Genomic DNA, 19,462 nt, shown 5'->3' with positions numbered 1-19,462 from the left:
TTTCGTGTCACCTGCGAGAATCAGTCGGCGCTCCCTGCTGGGCACCGCGGCGGTCGGGGGCGCCCTCGCCGTCGTCCCGGGCACCGCGAGCGCGGCCGACACGGTGGCCCTGCCGCCGGTCGACAAGATTCCGGCCAGGGCGCGCCTGGTGGACCACGAGATCGTCGAGCTGGCGGCGCTGCTGCGCGCGGGCAAGATCTCCAGCGTCGAGCTGACCCAGGCCTACCTGGACCGCATCGCCCAGCTCAACGGCCCGTTCGAGGTCTACGGCGACAACGGCCTGTACAACGCCTTCGTCCGGATCGACGCGCCCGCCGCGCTCGCCGCCGCCCGCGCCGCCGACGAACGGCTCAACGCTTTCCGCCGCAAGGGCGAGGCCGTGCCGCTGCTGTGCGGGATTCCCATGGGCATCAAGGAGACCGTGGGCGTCAAGGGCATGGCCTCGCAGAACGGCACCGCGGCCTTCGCGGGCAACCGCGCGCTGCGCGATGCCACCGCCGTCGCCCGGCTGCGCGCGGCCGGAGTCGTGCCGCTGGGACTGACGATGTGCTCGGAGTTCTCCGACACCATCATCGGCACCTTCTCCGGCAACGCCTGGAACCCCGCCATCGTCCCCGGCGGGTCGAGCCAGGGCTCCGGCGTGGCGCCCATCGCCCGGCTCGCCGCTGCCTGCCTCGGTGAGGAGACCGGCGGCAGCATCATCTTCCCGGCCGCGATCAACGGCGCCACCGCGATCAAGCCCTCGCCGGGCCTGGTCTCGGCCGCCGGGGTGATGCCGCTGGTGCCCGGCTACGACGTCGTCGGGCCGATCGCCCGCTCGGCGCGGGACTCGGCACTGGTGCTGAGCGCCATCCTGGGCCACGACCCGGTCAACGACCCGCAGACGCTGGCCGCGCCGAGCCCGTTCCCGGCCATCCCGACCGTCCCGCGCCCCGGCAGGAAGCCGTTGCAGGGCGTGACGATCGGCATCCCGCAGACCGACTGGATGTACGTCAACTACGAGCTGAAGGCGGGAGTGCCCCCGCAGTCGCTCTACGGCGCGGAGCACCGGCAGATCTTCACCCGGCTCGGCGAGCAGCTGCGTGCGCTGGGCGCGCGGGTCATCGAGTTCCCCGGCCTGGACATGACCGACGCGAAGGTCAATCCCTACGTCGGCTCCTCCGACGTTCTGGACACTGTGGACGGTTCGCCGATCTCGCCGTCCAGCGCGGTGATCCACGCCAACCGGTACGAGGTCCGCTACTCCGAAGCGGTCGGCGAGTTCTGCGCGAGCGGCGTCCCGTCCCCGGCCTCCGTCGCCAAGCTCACCGAGTGGTACGGCCGCCGTTCGCCCACCGAGACCGCGCCCACCTTCGCCAGCGCCGCCCGTGTCCAGGGAGGCATCACCGCCGCCGTGCGCTACGAGGGCGAGCAGCGGCGGCGGACGCTCATCGCCAACTACACCAAGGCTTTGACGAACGCGGGCGTGGACTTCATGCTCGTCATGAGCGTCGCCGACGTCGTGGGCAGGCGCGCGGGGCCCGAGGTGAGCCTGCCGGTGATGCGCGCCTTCTACCAGGTGCCCAACGCGCTGGGCTGGCCCATGGTCAGCTTCCCGGTCGGCTTCGCGCGCGGGCTGCCGGTGTCGGCCCAGTTCTGGGGGCCGCGCTTCGCCGAGCCCGCGATCGTCCAGGCGATGATCGACTACCAGGCGAACCACCCCGAGCACCACACGGCGGCCCCGCTCGACCCGGCCGCGGTCGATCGCAAGAGCACCCCGAAGCCCGCTCCGGTGCCGCCCAACGCGCCGACCAACGATCCCGTCCGCACTGACGAGGTCATCCGCAAGGCGATGGGCCGATGAGCTCGGCACGGCCGCAGGAGCCGTTCTTCACCGTCGCCTTTGGCGTCCCGGTCAACATCTCCCTGCTCGCGCGCAACCCGTCCCCGAAGGACGGCGAGTCCTTCACCGTCGCGTGGCGTGCGAAGATCGGCACTACCGTCCTTCCGTACGACCGCAAGGAACGCAGTTGACCGAAGTACCGTCCACTGTGGACGAGCTTGACCCCCGGCGGGGGAGCGGGAGATCTTGGGCGCCCGACGACGGCCAGCGGCTGCCGGTCGTCGTCGCGCTCCTCTCGCTCACCGCCGGGACCGCGCTGGCGGTGGCCGGTTTGGGCACGGCGAGCGCGAAGTCCTACCTGTGGGGCGTTGGCGTGGCGGCGCTCGGTGTCGGCGTCGCCACGCTCCTCCTGCTGCGGCTGCGGATGCCCGTCCGGGTGGCGATCTGCGTGGTGCTCGCCGCCGCGGTCGTCGCGCTCGGCGTGTGGCTGCCGCACCGCTCGTTGAACGCGGAGTTCGCGGGCGAGAACGTCCAGTGGTCGATGCCCACCGACGGCGAGTTCGTCAGGGCCGTTCTCGGCGGGACTGCCGTGCTGGCGGGCAAGTCGAGCGCGCGCGTCATCTCCCTCGCGGATGGCCGGGAGCTCAACCGCGTCCGCGCAGACCGCGATGACACGTTCGTGCGCGCCGGTGATCGGCTCCTGGTCATCCGTGATCGCTTCGCCATGCTCTACGACGGTGCGGGGAAGCAGGTGTGGCCCACGACGATCTCGGCCGAGCGCGGTGTGGCGGCCGTCGCGGGGATCACCGTGCTGGAGGCCAAGGACCGCGTCTCGGCCGTCGCCGACGACGGCACGGTGCGCTGGTCCCGGCCCGTCGACGAGGCGCGCGCGGCGACCGGTCGCTTCCCGAACGTCGACGTGCTGCCCGTGCACCCGTCCGCAGGCGCCTCTGAGCTGCCCTCGATCGCGGCGCTGCCGGTAGCGGGATCGCGGGACGAGTGGGAGTTCGTGGCACCCGCCTCGCCGGAGCCGGTGTTCCGCGAACGTGGTGGGACCGCTGGCGTGCTCGGCAAGACGATGATCACCTCCACCAGGACCGGCGAGCACTGCGCGTTGCGCACGAGCGCGGGCCCGAGGGATCTCGCGTGCCGGAGCGAAGAGCCGGTCGCGGTGGGCTCGGCCCTGATCTTCTCCAACGGCACCGACGCCTCGGTGATCGAGTTCCCCGGCGAGCCGAAGAAGTTCGAGGACGTCGCCTACTACACCGCACAGGAGGCCCAGCGCAGGTTGGAAGTCGGCGGCGACGGCATGGCTTGGCGCAGTGGACAGCTCGTGCGCGGGTACCCGTCGCTGAACTACCGCAATCCCTGGACGTTCGTCGCCGAGTCGCCCAACACCAACGTGATCGTCGCCCGGCAGTCGGTGGTGGTGCACACCGCGCTGCCCCGCGCGAACCCGCTCGATCCGCGCCTCGGTTACTCGCCGGCGGTCGACGAGGCCGACAGCGATCAGGACTACCGGATCACCGTGCTCGACCAACGGACCGGGCGGGCGACGGGCTCGATCCGGGTGCACGGCGTCGACTCGGTCGAGGTCGTCTCGCCGGGCGTGGCCCTGGTCTCCGCGGACGACAAGATCGCGCTGGTGGGCCGCCCGTAGCCCCGAACTGGATCGACGCGGCGCCCGTCGGGCTGCTAGCGTGCTCGGGTCCGTGAACGACCCGTGGAGGTGAGACCCATGACCGCAGTACGCACGTGGGTGCTCCCTCGCTTCGTCACGGTCCGGCGACCGAAGTAGCTGTCGCCGGGAGCGCCTGGACATCAAGGCACTCCCGAAAGGCGACGAACTCAATGGAATCTGCGCATTCCGCCGGAGCGACGGCGGTGATCACCCGCGTCGCGGAACAGCAGTGGCAGGCCGTGGCGGAGGGCCGCGTGATCGGTCGCGGCGACGCATCGACCAGGCCAGACGGCCGGATCTTCGTCAGCGTCGACTCGTGGCACGGCGAGGTCTTCGACCGGCTCGCCGACGCGATGCTGGCCGATCTGGCGATGCCGCTGCACACGCTCGTCGACGAGGCCGACCTCGACACGACGGCGAGATGGGCGCGGGTCGGCTTCACGATCGCGCGCCGCGAACGCGACTACCTCGTCACCACCGCCCCGGTGGCCACGGCGCTGCCCTCGGGCATGACACTGGTGCCTCCTGGCGAGGTGGTCGCGAGTGCGCCGCAGGACTACGCGCTGACGGACGCCTCCGGGCACTGCGTAGGAGTGGTTCGAGTCACGCTGCGGCGCACGCACGCGCGGATCGGGCTGATCGAGGTCCGGCCCGACGCGCGCCGTCACGGCATCGGTCGTGCACTGCTGACTGAGGTGCTGAAGGCATTGCGCCACAAGGGAGTTGAAACCGCATCGGCCATCGTGGACGAGGCCGACGCGGCAGCAGTGGCGCTGTTCGAGGGCGTTGGCGCCCGCCACACGAGCAGCGACCTGGAACTGGTCAACGAGAGGAGCGCGAACTGATGACGAAGACAGCGGGCGGGATCGAAGTGGAGGGCACCGTCGTGGAGTGCCTGCCCAACGCCAGCTTCCGCGTGGAGCTGGAGAACGGGCACAAGGTGCTCGCGCACATCAGCGGGAAGATCAGGAAGCACTACATCAAGATCGTGCTGCTCGACCGGGTGCTGGTGGAGCTGAGCCCGTACGACCTCACGCGCGGCCGGATCGTCTTCCGGTACCGGTCGTAGCGCCTCACGAGAACCGTGCGCGCAGGTGGGCCAGGTAAGCGTCTGGCCCGCCGTGCGCGCTGTCCTGAGCGCCTGCCCGGGTGATCGACATCGAAGAGCCGGCCAGCCGCACGGTCGTGGTGGCCGCGCGCGCACCGGGAGCCGGTTCGCCGAGGTCGATCACCCGCGCGGCGTCGCCGAACATGGCGCGAGCGGTCGACGCGTCGGCGGCGGGGGTTGATCCGGTGCGGTTGGCGCTGCTCACGTACAGCACGCCAGCGTTGTCCAGCAACGGGATCAGCGGTTCCCAACGCGCGCCGAACAACAACGCGGTCCCGTCCTGGGTGGCCGGAGCCAGCCAGGACGGAGCTGTGGCGCGCACCGGAACCAGCAGCGTCACCAGCTCCTCGCGCAACAACTCGTACGCGATGGACGTGTCCGCGTCGATCGCCGGGAGGAGCTGTCGCCACACCGCGTCGTCGGTGATCCAGACCGCGACGGCCTGGTCGGCAGGACGTCGCTTGGCGAGGTTGACCGCGACGGGTGTGGTGGCCGTGACGACGTGGGTCAGCGGCAACGGGTTGGGCAACACGACCGCGGTTCCGCTGTCGAGCGCGGACCGCGCCGCCTCCAGTGCCGCGCTCATCGGGCCACCGCCCGCATTCCGTCCAGGAACTGGCCGAAGTCCTCGTCGCTGATCACCGCGGAGTTGCGCCGGTACACCTCGGACTTGACCCAGCGCAGCGCCGCGGTGATCTCGTCGCGGTCGAGCGCGACACCGAGCCGTTCGGCGACCGCGCGCACCACCCGAGCACTGGCGAGGTGGGTGAGCACGACCGTCGGGGTGATGCCGAGCAGCGACTGCGGATCGTAGGGCTGGAACGTTTTCGGCCGTACGAAAGGGGTTCCGGTGGAGATCGTGCCGACCCCGCTGCCCACGATCGGCGTGGTCACCGACAGCGGGACCCCGGTCTCGGCCGACACCGCGCGGGCGATCGGCGGCAGCAGCGTGAGATCCGGCGGCGCGCTCCACAACTCGCCTTCGCCGATCAGGTCGGTTTTTCGGTGTGCCAACAGGAACAGCAGCTGCTCGGTCGCGACCATGCCGCTGCGCTCCGCGACGCCCAGCCACGAGCAGGCGGCCACGCGAACGCCGGAGCGCACTGCGGCGAGGGTGTTGGCCAGGCCGAGCCCGAGATCGTTGTGCAGGTGCGACGCGAGCACCACCTCCTCGCTCACCGCGCCGCGCAGCTCCACGAACAGCCGCTCAGCCTGCTCCGGCAGCAGATCGCCCACGGTGTCCGCGACGACCATCACGCCCGCGCCCTCGGCGGTCAGCGTCTCGGAGACCTCGGCGAGCAGCCCCACATCGGCGCGCGGCGCGTCGGCGAAGCAGATGTCCGGGACGACCTCCGGAGCGCAGTCGCGAGCCGCCTTCACCAACTGCGCGACGCGGCTCAACGCCTCGCGCGCGGGGACGTGCGTCATCGCGTCGGCCATCGCGTCCGAGCCGGGCACGACGATCATCACCCGCGCGTGCGGCGCACCGCGCACCGCCGAGCACGCCAGCCGCACGTCCTCCAGCGTGCCCCGGCACACCGCCGCCGGGCTGACCGCTCCGGCGGCTTCGTGCGCCACCCGCCGCGTCGCGTCGAACTCCTCCGCGCACACCGAGGGGAAGCCCGCCGCGAACACCACGTGCCGCGCGCCGTCGTCACCGAAGATCCGCCCCTGCTCGCGGGCCAACCACACCCGGAAGTCCGCGCTCATCACGGTCTTGCCCTGTGCGCCGTCGCGCGGGGATTCCTCCCACAGCACCATCTGCCCGGCCTGCGCCGCCTCGCGCACCACATCGCTCACAACGTCATCTCAACGTGCCGGTGAGGGGGCCGCGCCCGCCAACCGGGTGGGCCACCGTCCACGTTCGAGTGTGACGGAGGCGATGGCGTCGGCCGGGGTTCGCGGTGGCATGCTCACGGCGCGGTGCGCGAAGGGAGCTGGCAAAGGTGATCGCGGTGTGTGCGGGCTCGTTCGACCCGGTGACCGACGGGCACGTGGACGTGATCACGCGGGCGGCGGAGCTGTTCGAGCGCGTCATCGCGTTGGTCGCGGTGAACCCGGCCAAGGTCGGTCGGTTCGCCGTTCCCCAGCGCGTCGCGATGCTGCGCGAGCGGCTGAGCGGGCTCGACGGGGTGGTCGTCGACTCCTGGGACGGCCTGCTCGTGGACTACTGCCGTCAGGCCGGGGAGTGCGTGCTCGTGCGAGGTCTGCGCACCGGGGCGGACGTCGCCGACGAGCTGAAGCTGGCGATGATGAACTCCGCGGTCGGTGGCGTCGAGACCGTTTTCCTGCCGACGACCGTCGGGCTCGGCCACCACTCGTCGACGGTGCTGACCGAAGTCGCCGCGCACCGCGCCGTCGAGCAGCCCTGAGGCTGTCTCGCAGGTCGCCGCGGACCTCATCGTCGGGAACGACCTCGCCGCGCGCTCGTCGGCGACGCCTGTGCCCCGGGTGCGGCTCCATCAGACAGCTCATTTCACGACAGAATGAAAGGTCCCTTGCACACTCGCGCAGGGTTACTAACTTCGGTCGCGAAAATCGTGTCTATCTGGGAAGTGCTGTTGTTCAAGAAGGTGGCAGGCGTCACATTGGCGGCACTCATCGTGACCTCCGCTGTGGCCGTTCCTGCTCAGGCTGAGGGCTTCACGCGGGTCAAGGGGATTTCGGGCCACGGACGCACGCTCACGCTGTGGAAGAACAACAGCAACGGCATGGTGCACGCCCATCTGAGGGGTACGAGGGCCACGGGGATTTCAACCTGAACACGCGCGAATTCCCGGACATCGGTCAGACCATCAACGCCCGGCTCGACAACGGCAAGCAGCTCTACGCGTGATGTTCGGTTTCTGAACGAGGGTGGCGCACATGTGCACCGCCCTCGTTCGCTTCTGACTGCAGCAAACCCTGGCGGGATCGTGACCGGAGCACGCAGCTCAACCAGGTACAGGACAGGTCTTAGGCGTTGGCGCGGAGCAGGCGTTCGTCGGTCTGGGCGCGGACGGTGGCCGAGGACGGGTTCGTCGTGCCGTGCAAGGCTTCCCAGCGAACGTCGTGCAGTGCGGGCCACAGGCTGGCCGCCCACGCGATCTCCTGCTCCAGCACGGTGAACTGGCGCCCGCGAAGCTCCTGGTAAGCCGCCAGGAACGCCTGCGAGCTCTCGATCGGTGGCAGGGTGGCGGGCCCGGTCTTGGGGAACACCGCGCTCGCCGCTCCCACCAACGCCGCCTCGGGCTGCCACGCCAAGCTGTCCCAGTCGTGCACGATCACCACGTCACCGCGGTGCCAACGCAGGTTCTGCGCTTCGAAATCCGCATGGCCCAGCACGCACGGCAGATCGGCCGCGAGCAGCCGCGTGCGGACGCGCCGCGCGGCGGAGACGGCGTAGGCGGGAACGGCGCTCTGATCCCGTGAGTCGAGGAAGCTGATCGCGGGCCACAGCCCGGAATCCCCGTGGTCCCACCGCACCCAGCGCGGATTCGGCAGCGGAGGCCGCACCGCCACGCCAGCCAGACAGCTCATCGACCGGGCGAACACCTCGGCGTAGCGCACGGCGATCTCAGGTGACTCGCCGAGCAGAAGTTCGCCGCCGGGCCGGTAGTGCTCGGCGTGCACGGCCAGTGACTCAACACCAACGACGGGTGTCAACGGCTCTGCGCACGGAAATCCCCGCCGTGCCAAATGGGATTGCACGGCGACGCAGGACGCTGCCCGGTCGTCGTCCGCGCGCGCCTTCACCACCACGTCCCGCCCATCGGCCAGGCGTACCCCGAACACCGCGGAGATCGACCGCTCCGCGAACAGCACGCTGACAGGTGCGCACCCCACCTGGTCCACGCACCAGGACGGCAGCCAGCCCGGCAGATCGTCCACCCTCATGGTGACGACTGTGCCACCGATCGCCGCGCCCGCGGAATCATCGGAAGAAAAACAGGAAGAAATACCGGCGAAAATGTGGAAGTGCCCGCGATTTCGATCTCATGGGCAGGTGACGATTTGATTGACGAGGAGGTCAACAATCGGTAACGTCGCGTTCGTCGACAATCGTGTGATTGCCCGTCGCGAAGAGCGCTCTTCGGTGGCGGTGCTCAGTCCTTTCTCTGTCAATCCTTTCTTTGTCGAAAATGGGGAGACAAGCGTGCGCTCTGGCACTCTGTCCGCTCTTGCCAAGACCACCGCGATCGCGGCGACGGCGCTCGGCATCGCCTTCGCCGTGGCACCCGCCGCCTCCGCGGACGCGGCGAGCCTGACCATCACCCCGGCGAACGGCCTCAGCGACGGCGCCGCCGTCACCGCTGCCGTGTCCGGCTTCGGCGCAGGGGAGGTCGTGCTCGTCCTGGAATGCGCCCAGCCGCAGCCCGGCCTCAACGTCTGCAACTCCGGTGAGCCGGTGCGGTTGACCGCCGACGGCAACGGCAACGCCTCCGGCCGGGTCACCGCCCGCCGCACGTTCACCGGCGTGCGGCTCGACGGCTCGGTCTGGGGCACCGTCGACTGCAAGGCCGCAGCCGGTGGCTGCGGCTTCGCGGCCTCCAACGCGAACCAGTCGGCCCACGCCCAGGCGCGGATCACCTTCAGCTGACGCCGTGCGCACCGTCCGGCCTCTCGCGCGGAGGGGCCGGACGGTCGTGTGTCTACAGTGGACCGGTGGCGAACATCGACGAGTGGTGGCCCCAGCGGGCGATCGAGGTGCTGCTGAAGTCGGGGTGGACGCCGGGGCGCGCCGTGGAGGTCTCCTGCTGGCGCACGGAGCTGGCCGAGCAGGGCTTCGCGATGCACGAGGCGGCGGAGCGGGTTCTCGCCGAGTTCGGCGGGCTGCTGATCGAGGCGGAAGGCGCGGGTGTGCGCCACGGCCGTTGCACCGTCGAGGTGGACCCGACCCTCGGCACGTTCTCGCGCTCGTGGGAGGAGAAGGTCGGCGCCCAGGACCTGTACCCGCTCGGCGAGGTCGACTGGGGACACGCCGTCCTGGCGATCGATGCTGACGGGGCGGTGTTCATGTTGTGGGGACCGGGTTTCACCGCGGTGGGCAAGGGGCGGGACGCGATCATCCGGCTGACCGAGGGCGACTACTGAGCCCGCATCCGCCGCGGTTGTGCCGCGTCGCGTTCAGTCCACCAGCTCCGCCGTGCGCCCCAGTTCGAAGCGCGCGCCGATGCGGTGCCAGAGCTCCACGGACCGCCGGAAAGCGGTGGCCTCGCCGGCGAACCTGCCTCGCGCGCGGGCGACGCATGCGGCTGCCCAGTCGTTCTCCTCGGCGGTGCGCTCGGCCTGCTCCAGCCGTTTCTCCGCGTCGGGCAGCTGGGCGAGCACGGCCAGTTCCGCGCCGACCGCGTTCGCGTACGCTCGGTACCACGGCTGAGTGAATTTCTGGAAAGCGTTGCGCACCAAGCGATCCGCGCCCATCAGGTGTCCACTGTGGATAGCCAGCCGGGCTTCGACGAATGCCGTGGTGGCGGCCAGGCGCCCGGACCGCGCATCGGTCTGGCCGGAGAACTCCAGCGTGCGCGCCCGCCACGGGCCGTGGTCGCCGCGCAAGCCGGTGGCCAGCTCCAGCACCTGAACCGACGGCGTGAGCCACGCCAGCAGCGGTGATCCGGCGGCACGCCATTCCGCGAAGGCCCGTTCGCCGAGTTCGAGGGCGTCGTCGAAGCGGCCGGACAGGGTGAGCGGTGCGAGGTACTTCAGCAGCGAGACGAACGGGTAGTCGCTGTTGACCGGGTCCTGCTCGGTGGCGCGGTCGGCGATGGCCAGTGCTCCCGGCAGGTCACCAACGGCCACCGCGCTGACCGAGACGGAGTGGAAGAGGTCGAACATCTCGATGCCGTCGCCGGGCCGGTGCCGGGCGAGCGCGGGAAGCAGGTCCAGTCGCTCGCGCGCGAGGCGGTAAGCCTCGCGCAGCCGCCCCTCGCGCGCGGCGGCGGCGTTCGCGCTGTCCAAAGCGCCGTGCAGCAGCGTCGGATCGCCCGCTTCGTGCGCGGCCTCGATGGCGACGGCAGGGTCGGCTCCGGCGTGCCACGCCCGGGCGGTGGCGAGCACGGCGGCGTGCTCGCGGTCCTCGACCGGAGCCCGTTCGGCCCGCGCGAGCAGCTCAGTGCGGCGGGCGGAGGGCACCGCGTGGCGGAAGTCGCCGATGAAGCGGGTCGCCAGCGTCACGGCCAACGCCAGCATCACCGCCCGGTCCCGCTCGTCGCCCGCGCGCTCGGCCCCGGCCAGCAACAGGTCGAAGGCGTCGTCGCCGTCAGCGAGCGACTGCGCCGCCTCCGAAGCGCTGCGCAGGTCCCGGACAGCGTCGGTCACGGACGTGGCCCGAGCGGCCGCGGCGCGGTAGTGCGCGCGGGACTCGACGAAGGAGTCTCGGGCGAAGGTGAGGTGGGCCAACGCCCGGCCCAGTCGGTGCGCCTCGGGGTCCGGTTCCTCGGCGGTCCTCGCGAACGCGGCCCGCAGGTCTTCCACCACGTCGTCGTATCGCGCCGCGCCTTCGCCCGCGTTGAGCTTCGTCTCCAGCTCCACGGCGACCCGGCTCGCCCACCCCAGATGCGCGCGCAGGACTTCCGCGCGGTCCTCGTCCCCGGCGAAGTGCTCCAGCGCGAACGCCCGGACCGTCTCCAACAGGCGGTACCGGGTGCTCTCGGTGGCGCGCCGCGCGACCAAGCTCTTCTCCACCAAGCGTCCGATCAGGTGCGCGACCGCGCTGGGCCGCTCGCTGGGCGAGACCGCCGCCACGGCGTCGAGGTCGAAACCCGCGGCGAACACCGCGAGCCGCCGGAACAACGCGGACTCAGCCGGGTCCAGCAGGTCGTAGCTCCAGCCGAGCACATCGCCGAGCGAGTGGTGCCGGGCCTCGCCGCCGCGAGCGCCCACCACCGCCCGCAGCCGGTCGTCGAGCGCCGTGAGCAGCCCGTCGACACCGATCGCGGCGGCTCGCGCTGCCGCCAGCTCGATGGCCAGTGGCAGGCCGTCGAGCCGAGCGCACGCCTCGGTGACCAGCGCGGGAGCTGCCGTGAAGGCGCGGTCGACACCACGGGCGCGTTCGAAGAACAACGTCTCGGCGGCCGAGCCCAACGGCAACGGCGGCACCGGGTGCGCCTGCTCACCCGCGACACCGAGCCGTTCCCGACTGGTCGCCAGGATTCGCAGTCGCCCACCCTTGCGCAACAAGGCTTCGACGAGCACGCCGACCTCGTCCAGCACGTGCTCGCAGTTGTCCAGCACCAGCAGCATCGCCCGCCCGCGCACTCGGTCCGCCACGCTGCCCAGCAGTGGACGCGGGGGACGTTCGACGACACCGAGCGCGTTGGCCGCGGCAGCAACCACCTGGCCGGGCGGCACCGGCACGAGATCGAGGTACACCACTCCGGCAGGGAATCGCGGCGCAACCTCGGTACCCGTCGTGACCGCAAGCCGGGTCTTACCGACCCCGCCCGGCCCGGTGAGCGTCACCAGGCGACTGGACTCCAAGGCCGCGCGCACGGACTCCAGTTCCTCGGCGCGGCCGACGAAACTGGTCCGCGCCTCCGGCAGCGCCGCGTCCTCGGCGCGCGCGCCGAGGAGCACCGCTTCCGCCGCGAGCGCGGCCAGCTGCCGGCGGTCGCTCGCGCCGCACTTGCGCAGCAGCGCCGACACGTGGCTCTCCACCGTGCGCGCCGAGATGTGCAGCCGCCCGGCGATCTGCGCGTTCGTCAGGTGCTCGCCGACAGCCGCTAGCACCTCGGCCTCCCTGGCCGAGACGTCCTCCCATGGCAGCGCGCTCACCACGCACATGATTCCGTACTCGATCCGTGGTTGGCACGGATGTCCGAACGCCTCGCGCGGCGCAGGCTCTTCGCAGCAGACGAGCCGTCCACCAGGAGGAACACCATGCGCCGCGTCATCAACTCCACCTACATCTCCCTCGACGGCGTCATCGAGACCCCGCACCACTGGCCCTCCAGCGGCCCCGACGGCGGCAAGGGCGAGGCCGTGCAGACCGAGCTGCTGCTCTCCTGCGACGCGCTGATCATGGGCAGGCACACCTACGACGGCTTCGCCTCCGTGTGGCCGACGCGCAGCGGAGACCCGGCCAGTGACCACATCAACGCCATGGCCAAGTACGTGGTCTCCTCGACCCTCACCGACCCCGAGTGGAACAACACCACGGTCATCGACGACGACCCGGTGGCCGCGATCGAGAAGCTGAAGAGCCAGCCCGGCAAGAGCATCGTCCAGTACGGCTTCGGCCAGCTCACGCACGCGCTGCTGGAGCACGGCCTGCTGGACGAGATCCACCTGTGGTTCCACCCCCTGCTCGTCCGCAAGGGCGGCCCGCAGGACCTGCTGTTCCGCGAGGGCGCGCTCACCCAGCTCGACCTCGACGCGGTGACCAAGCTCGACTCGGGCATCGTGATCCTCAGCTACCGGGTCCGCTGATGGACCTCCGCCAGTTCGTCAGGAGACTGACCGTTCCGGACGGTGCCACCGTGCCGACCGAGCTGGCCCGCGGCGGTGTGCTCGCACGGGCGCTCACCCGCGCCGACCTCGCCGACGACGTGGCAGGCATCAACGCCAGCCTGGAGCTCATCCTGCAGACCCGGGGCGGCGCTTGGCCGACCGGGCCGGTCACCGAGGAGCACAACTACGTCGACCTCGTGTGGCACGAGTGCGAGTTCCGCGACGGTGGTTCGTACACCTACGTCCTGCGTGACGCGGCGGGCGGGTACCTGGGGTGCTGCTACCTCTACCCGATGGGCGGCCGTACGAAGCTCACCGAGGAACTGCTCGACCACGACGTTGACGTCAGCTGGTGGGTGACCCCGAACGCCTACGAGCTCGGTTTCTACCCGAGGGTCCACGCCGCGCTGAAGCACTGGCTGGCCACCGATCTCCCGTTCCGCACGCCGTTCTTCTCCAACCGGAAGATGCCTTGATGATGCATTTCCTCACGTGAGCGGCAGTCGACAACAAGCAATTCCGCTCATGTTCACGTTGTGCGCTTTGGTGAGAAGTGAAGTGGTAGCGGGAAGAATGCGGGCGGGGTCTAGCTTGCGTGAAGCATCATTTCCTGAACGTATGAGGGGTTTTCGGATGTTTCGCAAGCTCGTGCTCGCCGGGATCGTCGCGGCGAGCTGTGTCCTCGTCGGCTCTCCTGCGTCGGCAGCGCCCGCGATCCCGTGTGCTGACCTTCAGGAGTCGAACGGGGTCAGCGTGAAGTGCGACTACGGCTCCTACGAGGTCACCATCACCTGCACGATGCTGGGGCCGCTTGTCGGTTCGAAGGACTTCCACAGTCCGAAGCGCAATGACGGTCAGTGGACCAAGGCGACCTGTGGGACCGGTTACTACTTCCAGGTGGGGCGCGGCGACCTCGTCTACCCGACCTGGGACCCTCGGGGATAAGTGACATCTCGGGGTGAGTCGCCGGGATTGTCGTCGTCAACGATGATCGGCAGGGAGGTTTGGGGGTCTTGAAGACACCCAAACCTCCGCCGGGACCTCAAGCTCGGCGTAACCGGGTCAGTGCGAGGAGGCGGGCGGTCACGATCGCGAGGCCGGTCGCGGCGATGAGGCCGAGCGCGGCGAGCGAGGTGGGCCAGATGTGGGAGAGGAGCAGGAAGGTCACTCCTCGGCCCCCGGTGAGCAGTTCCAGTGCGCGTGGCAGGAACACCAGCGTGAGCAGCGGCAGCAGCCAGGGGAGGAACCGGAGTGCCGTGTGCCAGGCCGGGGAATTTGCTCGCCCCCGCGCCCAGAGCTGAGCTCTCCGAGCGGCGCGGACGCCGACAACAGCGATCAGCAGGGCGACGGCCAGGACGACGAGGTCGGCGATGAGCGCCAGGGGGAGCCTGTCGCCACCGGGAGGAGCGCCGCGCGTCAGCGCCACCAGGTCCTCCATGATCGCCTCGGTGTCGGCCTCCAAAGGCATGCGGCTGTTGGACATCAGCGCGATGCCGTACCGGCTGTCCGGCAGCACCACCATGCTCGCCGTGGAGGTGAACGAGGAGCCGGTGTGCGCGATCTGACGGGGCTCGCCGTAGACGTCGGGCCGGTCCCACCCGAGGGCGTAGTGCGCGTCGGGGGAACTGATCTCGTGCAGCTCCTCGAGCCTTTTCCTGCGCAGCACAGGGCTTTCGGCGCGGCCGGTGTGCAGCGCGAGCCACTTGGCGAGGTCGACGGCGGTGGTCACGATCCCCGCCGACCCGGCGACGAAGCGGTCGGGCTCCGCCTTCGGCCAAGTGACACCGAGGAACCGGTTGTGCCCGTCGCTGAGGCCGGGAAGCGGATCACGCCAGTTGCCGACCGTCACCGTGGTGGTCATGCCCAAGGGAGCGAACACGCTGCGCGCCAGGTGCTCGGAGAACGGGGCGCCGCCAAGGACCTCCACCACTCGCGCGGCCACCCAGTAGTTGGGGTTGTGGTAGTCGTGCCGCTGCCCGGGCGCGGCGGCCAGGCGCGCTCCCCGCAGCGCGGCCACGGCCTCGCGCAACGAGCGCGGCTGGGGAAGGGCGGCCTCGGGGTAGGTGGTGTCGGACAGGCCGGAGCTGTGGTCGAGCAGCTGGCGGACGGTGATCTGCGCGGACCTGGGGTCGGCGGTGGAGAACTCCGGCAGGTGCCGCGTGACCGGGTCGTCGAGCCGCAGCCGCCCCGCATCGACCAGCTGCATGACCGCGAGCGCCGTGAACGACTTCGACAGCGAGGCGATCCGCATCGGGGTCCGGTCGGTGAGCGGCTCGCCGCGACCGTCCCGGCCGTGGCCGCCGGTGTGCAGCACCTGGCCGTCGCGGACCACGGCGACCGCGACCCCGGGCAGCCGGGTGGGGCCGAGGTTGGCGGCCACGACCTCGGCGATCGCGGCAGCCTCCGGCCTCGCCGTCGCCGTGGGAGCGAGCAGACCGAGGCTCAGTCCCACCAGGACGACGCCGATCACCATGCGCCGCATCAGCTCGTACACGCTCAGGAACTCCTTGATTCCGCAGAAGGGGCTCTTCGGAATCTAGGGCGGGCTCGGCCACCGCACACTGAGGTTTTCCACAAGGATCTGCTGTTGTTTTCCTCAGGTGGGCATTGCCCGGGCGTGGGCGTCGCGCAGCGTGGCCAGCCTTCCCGCCGTGGCGCGGGCGCCGAGCCCCCGCGAGGTCGCGGAGAGGTCGGCGGTGTCGTGGCCGGGATTCGCGCCCAGGGACGGGACCTGCGCCCCGCCGCGCTCGACCAGCACGAGCGCGGTGGCGATGAACCCCTCCATCAACGAGCGCAGGACCAGGTGCGTCGAGCGCTGGTACCGGTCCACGATCGCGTCCACGAACGCCGCGAAGACCGGCATGTCGATCGCCCACTCGTCCGGCTCCGTCGGGCTGATCCCCGTTGGCAGACCGGCGATCGGGGCCAACGCGTCCGCTGAGCGCAGGAACAGCAGGCCGACGCCGTTGGACGGGTTCCACACGTCCTCGTCGCCGACCAGGAAGATCTGGCTCATCGCGTCAGTGGTCGAGGTCGACGATGACCCGGGTCGGCCCGGTGAGCACCGAGACGCGCGGGGGAGTGCGCCGGTTGAGCCCGATGCCGAAGCTGAGGTCGGCTTCGAAGTCCCCGGCCTCGGCGACCTCCTGGACGGCGGTCAGCCCCGGGGTGAGCCGTCGGGGGCCGTCGTAGCGCAGCGCCCTGGCCGGATCGGTGACCTGGAAGGAGTTGTCGGTGGTCGCGCCGTGCAGCGTCAACTGGAGGAAAACCTTGCCCTGCAAGGGAACTGGTGCCCCGGAGCCGTCGCGGGTGACCCGGTCGACGAACGCGTGGTCGTAGGTCGGCGGCGTGCCGTTGAACTCGAAGACGATGCGGTCGTGGCCGGGGTGCGAGGCGACGCGGACCGAGGACAGCACCGCCGCGCCCTCGGGAGCGGCGATCGTGCTGGGGGAGGAGGGAGCGCTGGGGGAGGAAGGAGCGCTGGTCGACGTCGTGCTCGGTGCGGGACTCGGCGCTGGTGGTGCCTGCTGGGTGCAGCCGACCACGACCGACAGGACCGCGAGACACGCCAACGGTCTGCGCCACATGCGCTTCTCCCTTCCTCGGCTTGCCACAGTGGATATCGGGCGAGCCCGGAAACAGTTACGTAGCCCTTTTCGGGTACGGACACGCGAGTACCCACCGGCCGGTGCGCCGGAACATGAGCACAAGTCCCCGTTTTCACGGACACGTGCGTGCGCGCGCGTCCTGTTAGCCTCCGCGAGATCTGCCTGGGGAAGGTTGTGTTGGTGGGAAAGCGATTCCTGTCGTTGGCGGTCGTCGTCGCCATCTCCTCGTCCGTCTGCGCGCCCGTCGCTTCGGCCACCGCGCCGATCACCTGGACAGAGTGCGGGACCGAGTTCAAGGGCCAGTGCGCTCAGCTCGACCTGCCGATCGACTGGGCGGAGCCGGACGGCGAGAAGTTCGGCCTGGCGATCGGTCGCTTGCCCGCGCTGGACCCGGGCAAGCGCATCGGTGTGCTGTTCGTCGGACCTGGAGGTCCTGGGCTCTCCGGGATCGACCGGTACGTCACGGGGCGCCGCATCCCCGACGACAGTCCGCTGCGCCAGTACTTCGACATCGTGACCTACGACCCGCGCGGAGTCTCACGCAGCCACGAGGTCCGGTGCAGCTCGGAGTTGCTGGACCAGCCGCGGTGGGAAGTTCCGAAGAACGAGGCCCAGTTCCAGCGGCTCAAGGACATCAACGCCGCGCTCGCTGCGGACTGCCGCAAGCACACGGGCCCGCTCTTCGACCACGTCGACACGACGAGCGCGGTCCGCGACATCGACGCTGTGCGCGCCGCGCTCGGTGAGGAGCGGATCAGCTTCTACGGGGCCTCCTACGGCACGATGCTGGGCCAGCAGTACGCCGAGTTGTTCCCGCGCAGGCTGCGGGCGAGCGTGCTGGACTCCAACGTGGACCACAGCATCTCCTCGGCCTACGAGTACCTGCGGACCACCGCCGAGGAGCTGGAGCGCTCGCTCGGCGAGTTCGCGCGCTGGTGTGCGAGCACGGCTTCGTGCGCACTACACGGCCGTGACGTCGTGGCCCTCTGGGACGGACTGCACGCCAAGGCGGTCGCGGGGACGCTGATCGATCCGAACAGCGGCCAACCGGTCAAACCGGAGCCGTTGCGCGGCAACCTGGACGCGTGGATGTACACGCCGTCCCGCGACTGGTCCAAGCTGGCCACGTACCTCGCGAGGCTGGACGGGGCGACGGAAGCCCGCACAGTGACCCCTGTCGTGGAGACCAGGGAGTACAGTCACCGGGCGATCTGGTGCTCTGACTTCCGGTGGGACATCAGCGGTTTCGCCGAGTTCGACGCGCACCTGAAGCGGGTGGAGCGCGAGGTCGCGCCGCACGCGAAGCTGTCGCCGTTCTGGACTGACGTGGGCTGGTGCCTCGGCTGGACGGGGCCGGTGAACAACCCGCAGCACAAGCTGAAGATCAAGGACGTTCCCCCGATCCTCCTGACCACCTCGCGCTTCGACGTGGCCGCGCCGCTGTCGTGGAACCAGGCGGTGCACCGGCAGATCCCGGGTTCGGTGCTGCTCCAGTACGACGGGGCCGGGCACGGTCAGCGCGCCAACAGCACGTGCGCGTTGAAGCACATCACCGACTACCTGATCACGTTGGCCACGCCGCCACCGAACACGCACTGCCCGGCCGAGTACCCCGTGGCTCAGACCGGTGGGCCGAGTTCGGCGACGAGCCCGAAGTGATCGCTGCCCCACACCTCGCCGACCGGGCTGGTGAAGGTGCGTTCACACCGCAGGGCACGCAGCGAGGGGCCGCCGCCGTCGGCTCCGCAGCGGATCATCAGGTGGTCGATCCGTCGGTCCAGGTCGTCCTGCCAGCGCGAGCTGATCAGCGGCATGAGCGACGGGGCGAAGGTCGGGCCCGGGAGCGGACCGTTGCACAGCTCCCACACGTCGCGGTAAGCGACGCTGGTGCCCTCCAGGGACTGGAGCCCGCGCCAGAAGCGGACGCTGGCGGCATCCGGCATGGCGTCGAAGTCGCCGCCGAGCACCACGTGCTGGCCCGTCCGCGCGACGATCTCCTCGACGGCACTTGCCGTTCGGACGGCCTGCTGCTCGCGCTCGTGCTCCATGTGCGTCTTGTAGGCCGGCTTGTGGTTGACCAGCAGCAGTGGCAGGTCACTGTACGGCCAGTGGATGTCCGCGATCTGCGCCGCCGCGTGGAAGTCCGCGGTTCGCGCGTTCACCTGGAGGTCGAGTTCGCGCACGGTGCCGATCGGCCACCGGCTCGCCAACGAGATGCCCGAGCCGTCGTGCTCGCGCAAGGAATGGTGCGCGAAGTGAAACTCTTGTCCCAGAAGGTCCGCAGCCATGTCCTGGTGACCGTCGACCACGGCCTCCTGCAACAGCACCACATCTGGTTGCAGGGCGCGGAGACCGTCGGCGAGCACCGGGCGCCTGCGCGGCCAGTCCTCGTGGAGGCCGAGCAGGTTCTGCGTGACCACGCGCATGTCACGACCCTATCGAGACGGATGCGTGCCCGCTGTTCAGCGGGACCGTGAGCTGCAAACGGCCCGTGGAGTCGGCGGTGACCGACTGTCGGTTGGCCGAGGAAATCGTTACTTGATAAGCACTTCCAGCCGTGAAGGTCGGCGGAGTGCTGACGTGCGCCGTGCCGTGACCGCGCAGGCTGAACGCGCGTCCGTCGCGGCGGGCGTCCTCCAGGGCAACGGAGCGGTTTGTAGAAACCTTGTAGTCCCAGACGGAGAAGTCCTTGTCGGCGGTCCGGTAGGAGAAGGTCGGCGCGGTCACCGGAGCTGCGGCGAAGACCTGGTTGGCGCGGCCGACGATGTCCTCCGCGTACACCCGCGCGTTGTTCGCACCGTGCACACCGGAGTGCC

Annotated in this window: 22 protein-coding genes; 13 read left to right on the top strand and 9 right to left on the bottom strand. The window is 70.3% G+C overall.

Annotation, left to right across the window (positions count from 1 at the left end):
- Positions 1 to 4 precede the first annotated feature (4 nt).
- The 5 genes from CCN37_RS27160 (at position 5) to infA (ending at position 4,572) form a co-directional block, all read left to right on the top strand.
- Positions 5 to 1,843: an amidase gene (locus CCN37_RS27160; protein WP_210408222.1), complete on the top strand. Its 1,839-nt coding sequence runs from the start codon at positions 5 to 7 to the stop codon at positions 1,841 to 1,843.
- Positions 1,840 to 2,013, top strand: coding sequence for a hypothetical protein (locus tag CCN37_RS40160; RefSeq protein WP_168200884.1), 174 nt, complete (start codon positions 1,840 to 1,842; stop codon positions 2,011 to 2,013). The genes CCN37_RS27160 and CCN37_RS40160 overlap by 4 nt, the downstream gene beginning before the upstream one ends.
- Entirely contained in the window at positions 2,010 to 3,482 is a 1,473-nt protein-coding gene (locus CCN37_RS27155; protein ID WP_143261836.1) for a hypothetical protein, read from the top strand. Before CCN37_RS40160 ends, CCN37_RS27155 begins: the two co-directional genes overlap by 4 nt.
- Before the next feature lie 191 nt (positions 3,483 to 3,673).
- Positions 3,674 to 4,348 carry a GNAT family N-acetyltransferase gene (locus tag CCN37_RS27150; protein WP_086826138.1) on the top strand — a complete coding sequence of 225 codons (675 nt, stop codon included), beginning with the start codon at positions 3,674 to 3,676 and terminating at the stop codon, positions 4,346 to 4,348.
- Positions 4,348 to 4,572 (top strand): translation initiation factor IF-1, encoded by a 225-nt coding sequence (gene infA / locus CCN37_RS27145; protein WP_086826136.1) that lies wholly within the window; start codon positions 4,348 to 4,350, stop codon positions 4,570 to 4,572. The genes CCN37_RS27150 and infA overlap by 1 nt, the downstream gene beginning before the upstream one ends.
- A gap of 4 nt (positions 4,573 to 4,576) precedes the next feature.
- On the opposite strand, the gene CCN37_RS27140 is transcribed toward infA, so the two are convergent.
- Positions 4,577 to 5,197, bottom strand: coding sequence for a Sua5/YciO/YrdC/YwlC family protein (locus tag CCN37_RS27140; protein ID WP_086826134.1), 621 nt, complete (start codon positions 5,195 to 5,197; stop codon positions 4,577 to 4,579).
- Positions 5,194 to 6,411 carry a hypothetical protein gene (locus CCN37_RS27135; RefSeq protein WP_086826133.1) on the bottom strand — a complete coding sequence of 406 codons (1,218 nt, stop codon included), beginning with the start codon at positions 6,409 to 6,411 and terminating at the stop codon, positions 5,194 to 5,196. The genes CCN37_RS27140 and CCN37_RS27135 overlap by 4 nt, the downstream gene beginning before the upstream one ends.
- A gap of 146 nt (positions 6,412 to 6,557) precedes the next feature.
- On the opposite strand from CCN37_RS27135, the gene coaD reads away from it, so the two are divergent.
- Both coaD and CCN37_RS40155 read left to right on the top strand, forming a co-directional pair.
- Positions 6,558 to 6,983 (top strand): pantetheine-phosphate adenylyltransferase, encoded by a 426-nt coding sequence (gene coaD / locus CCN37_RS27130; RefSeq protein WP_168200883.1) that lies wholly within the window; start codon positions 6,558 to 6,560, stop codon positions 6,981 to 6,983.
- Between the two features lie 317 nt (positions 6,984 to 7,300).
- Complete coding sequence (locus tag CCN37_RS40155) at positions 7,301 to 7,447, top strand: hypothetical protein (protein ID WP_168200882.1); 147 nt, start codon at positions 7,301 to 7,303, stop codon at positions 7,445 to 7,447.
- Between the two features lie 119 nt (positions 7,448 to 7,566).
- Here CCN37_RS40155 and CCN37_RS27125 read toward each other — a convergent pair whose 3' ends face one another.
- Entirely contained in the window at positions 7,567 to 8,487 is a 921-nt protein-coding gene (locus CCN37_RS27125; RefSeq protein ID WP_086826129.1) for a phosphotransferase, read from the bottom strand.
- A 259-nt stretch (positions 8,488 to 8,746) separates the two neighbouring features.
- Between CCN37_RS27125 and CCN37_RS27120 the strand changes: the two genes are divergently transcribed.
- Both CCN37_RS27120 and CCN37_RS27115 read left to right on the top strand, forming a co-directional pair.
- The gene (locus CCN37_RS27120; protein WP_168200881.1) at positions 8,747 to 9,190 is read left to right on the top strand and encodes an enediyne antibiotic chromoprotein; all 444 of its coding nucleotides are present in this window, start codon (positions 8,747 to 8,749) and stop codon (positions 9,188 to 9,190) included.
- A gap of 65 nt (positions 9,191 to 9,255) precedes the next feature.
- Positions 9,256 to 9,684 (top strand): SUKH-3 domain-containing protein, encoded by a 429-nt coding sequence (locus tag CCN37_RS27115; protein ID WP_168200880.1) that lies wholly within the window; start codon positions 9,256 to 9,258, stop codon positions 9,682 to 9,684.
- 33 nt (positions 9,685 to 9,717) lie between these two features.
- Here CCN37_RS27115 and CCN37_RS27110 read toward each other — a convergent pair whose 3' ends face one another.
- The gene (locus tag CCN37_RS27110) at positions 9,718 to 12,363 is read right to left on the bottom strand and encodes a LuxR C-terminal-related transcriptional regulator (RefSeq protein ID WP_168200879.1); all 2,646 of its coding nucleotides are present in this window, start codon (positions 12,361 to 12,363) and stop codon (positions 9,718 to 9,720) included.
- 39 nt (positions 12,364 to 12,402) lie between these two features.
- Between CCN37_RS27110 and CCN37_RS27105 the strand changes: the two genes are divergently transcribed.
- The 3 genes from CCN37_RS27105 (at position 12,403) to CCN37_RS27095 (ending at position 13,983) form a co-directional block, all read left to right on the top strand.
- The gene (locus CCN37_RS27105; protein ID WP_210408221.1) at positions 12,403 to 13,017 is read left to right on the top strand and encodes a dihydrofolate reductase family protein; all 615 of its coding nucleotides are present in this window, start codon (positions 12,403 to 12,405) and stop codon (positions 13,015 to 13,017) included.
- Positions 13,017 to 13,514, top strand: a complete 498-nt coding sequence (locus tag CCN37_RS27100) for a GNAT family N-acetyltransferase (protein WP_086826122.1) — start codon at positions 13,017 to 13,019, stop codon at positions 13,512 to 13,514. Before CCN37_RS27105 ends, CCN37_RS27100 begins: the two co-directional genes overlap by 1 nt.
- A 157-nt stretch (positions 13,515 to 13,671) precedes the next feature.
- Entirely contained in the window at positions 13,672 to 13,983 is a 312-nt protein-coding gene (locus CCN37_RS27095; protein ID WP_086826120.1) for a hypothetical protein, read from the top strand.
- A gap of 97 nt (positions 13,984 to 14,080) precedes the next feature.
- Here the strand turns inward: CCN37_RS27095 and CCN37_RS27090 are convergent, their stop codons facing one another.
- From CCN37_RS27090 to CCN37_RS27080, 3 genes are all read right to left on the bottom strand, one after another.
- Positions 14,081 to 15,532 carry a serine hydrolase gene (locus CCN37_RS27090; RefSeq protein WP_086826118.1) on the bottom strand — a complete coding sequence of 484 codons (1,452 nt, stop codon included), beginning with the start codon at positions 15,530 to 15,532 and terminating at the stop codon, positions 14,081 to 14,083.
- Between the two features lie 102 nt (positions 15,533 to 15,634).
- Positions 15,635 to 16,054, bottom strand: a complete 420-nt coding sequence (locus CCN37_RS27085) for a DUF6086 family protein (protein ID WP_086826116.1) — start codon at positions 16,052 to 16,054, stop codon at positions 15,635 to 15,637.
- A gap of 4 nt (positions 16,055 to 16,058) precedes the next feature.
- The gene (locus CCN37_RS27080) at positions 16,059 to 16,625 is read right to left on the bottom strand and encodes a hypothetical protein (protein WP_143261835.1); all 567 of its coding nucleotides are present in this window, start codon (positions 16,623 to 16,625) and stop codon (positions 16,059 to 16,061) included.
- 201 nt (positions 16,626 to 16,826) lie between these two features.
- Between CCN37_RS27080 and CCN37_RS27075 the strand changes: the two genes are divergently transcribed.
- On the top strand, positions 16,827 to 18,305 hold the full coding sequence (locus CCN37_RS27075; protein WP_168200878.1) for an alpha/beta hydrolase: 1,479 nt from the start codon (positions 16,827 to 16,829) through the stop codon (positions 18,303 to 18,305).
- Here CCN37_RS27075 and CCN37_RS27070 read toward each other — a convergent pair.
- Positions 18,266 to 19,072: an endonuclease/exonuclease/phosphatase family protein gene (locus CCN37_RS27070; RefSeq protein ID WP_086826111.1), complete on the bottom strand. Its 807-nt coding sequence runs from the start codon at positions 19,070 to 19,072 to the stop codon at positions 18,266 to 18,268. The two genes, CCN37_RS27075 and CCN37_RS27070, sit on opposite strands and share 40 nt — an antisense overlap.
- Position 19,073: 1 nt before the next feature.
- Positions 19,074 to 19,462 (bottom strand): hypothetical protein (locus CCN37_RS40150; RefSeq protein WP_168200877.1); only part of this gene is annotated, 389 nt, incomplete at its 5' end.

This window comes from Allokutzneria sp. NRRL B-24872 (assembly GCF_002155965.1).
Classification (GTDB): Bacteria; Actinomycetota; Actinomycetes; order Mycobacteriales; family Pseudonocardiaceae; genus Allokutzneria.
This window is presented reverse-complemented; position numbering and strand designations above follow the sequence as displayed.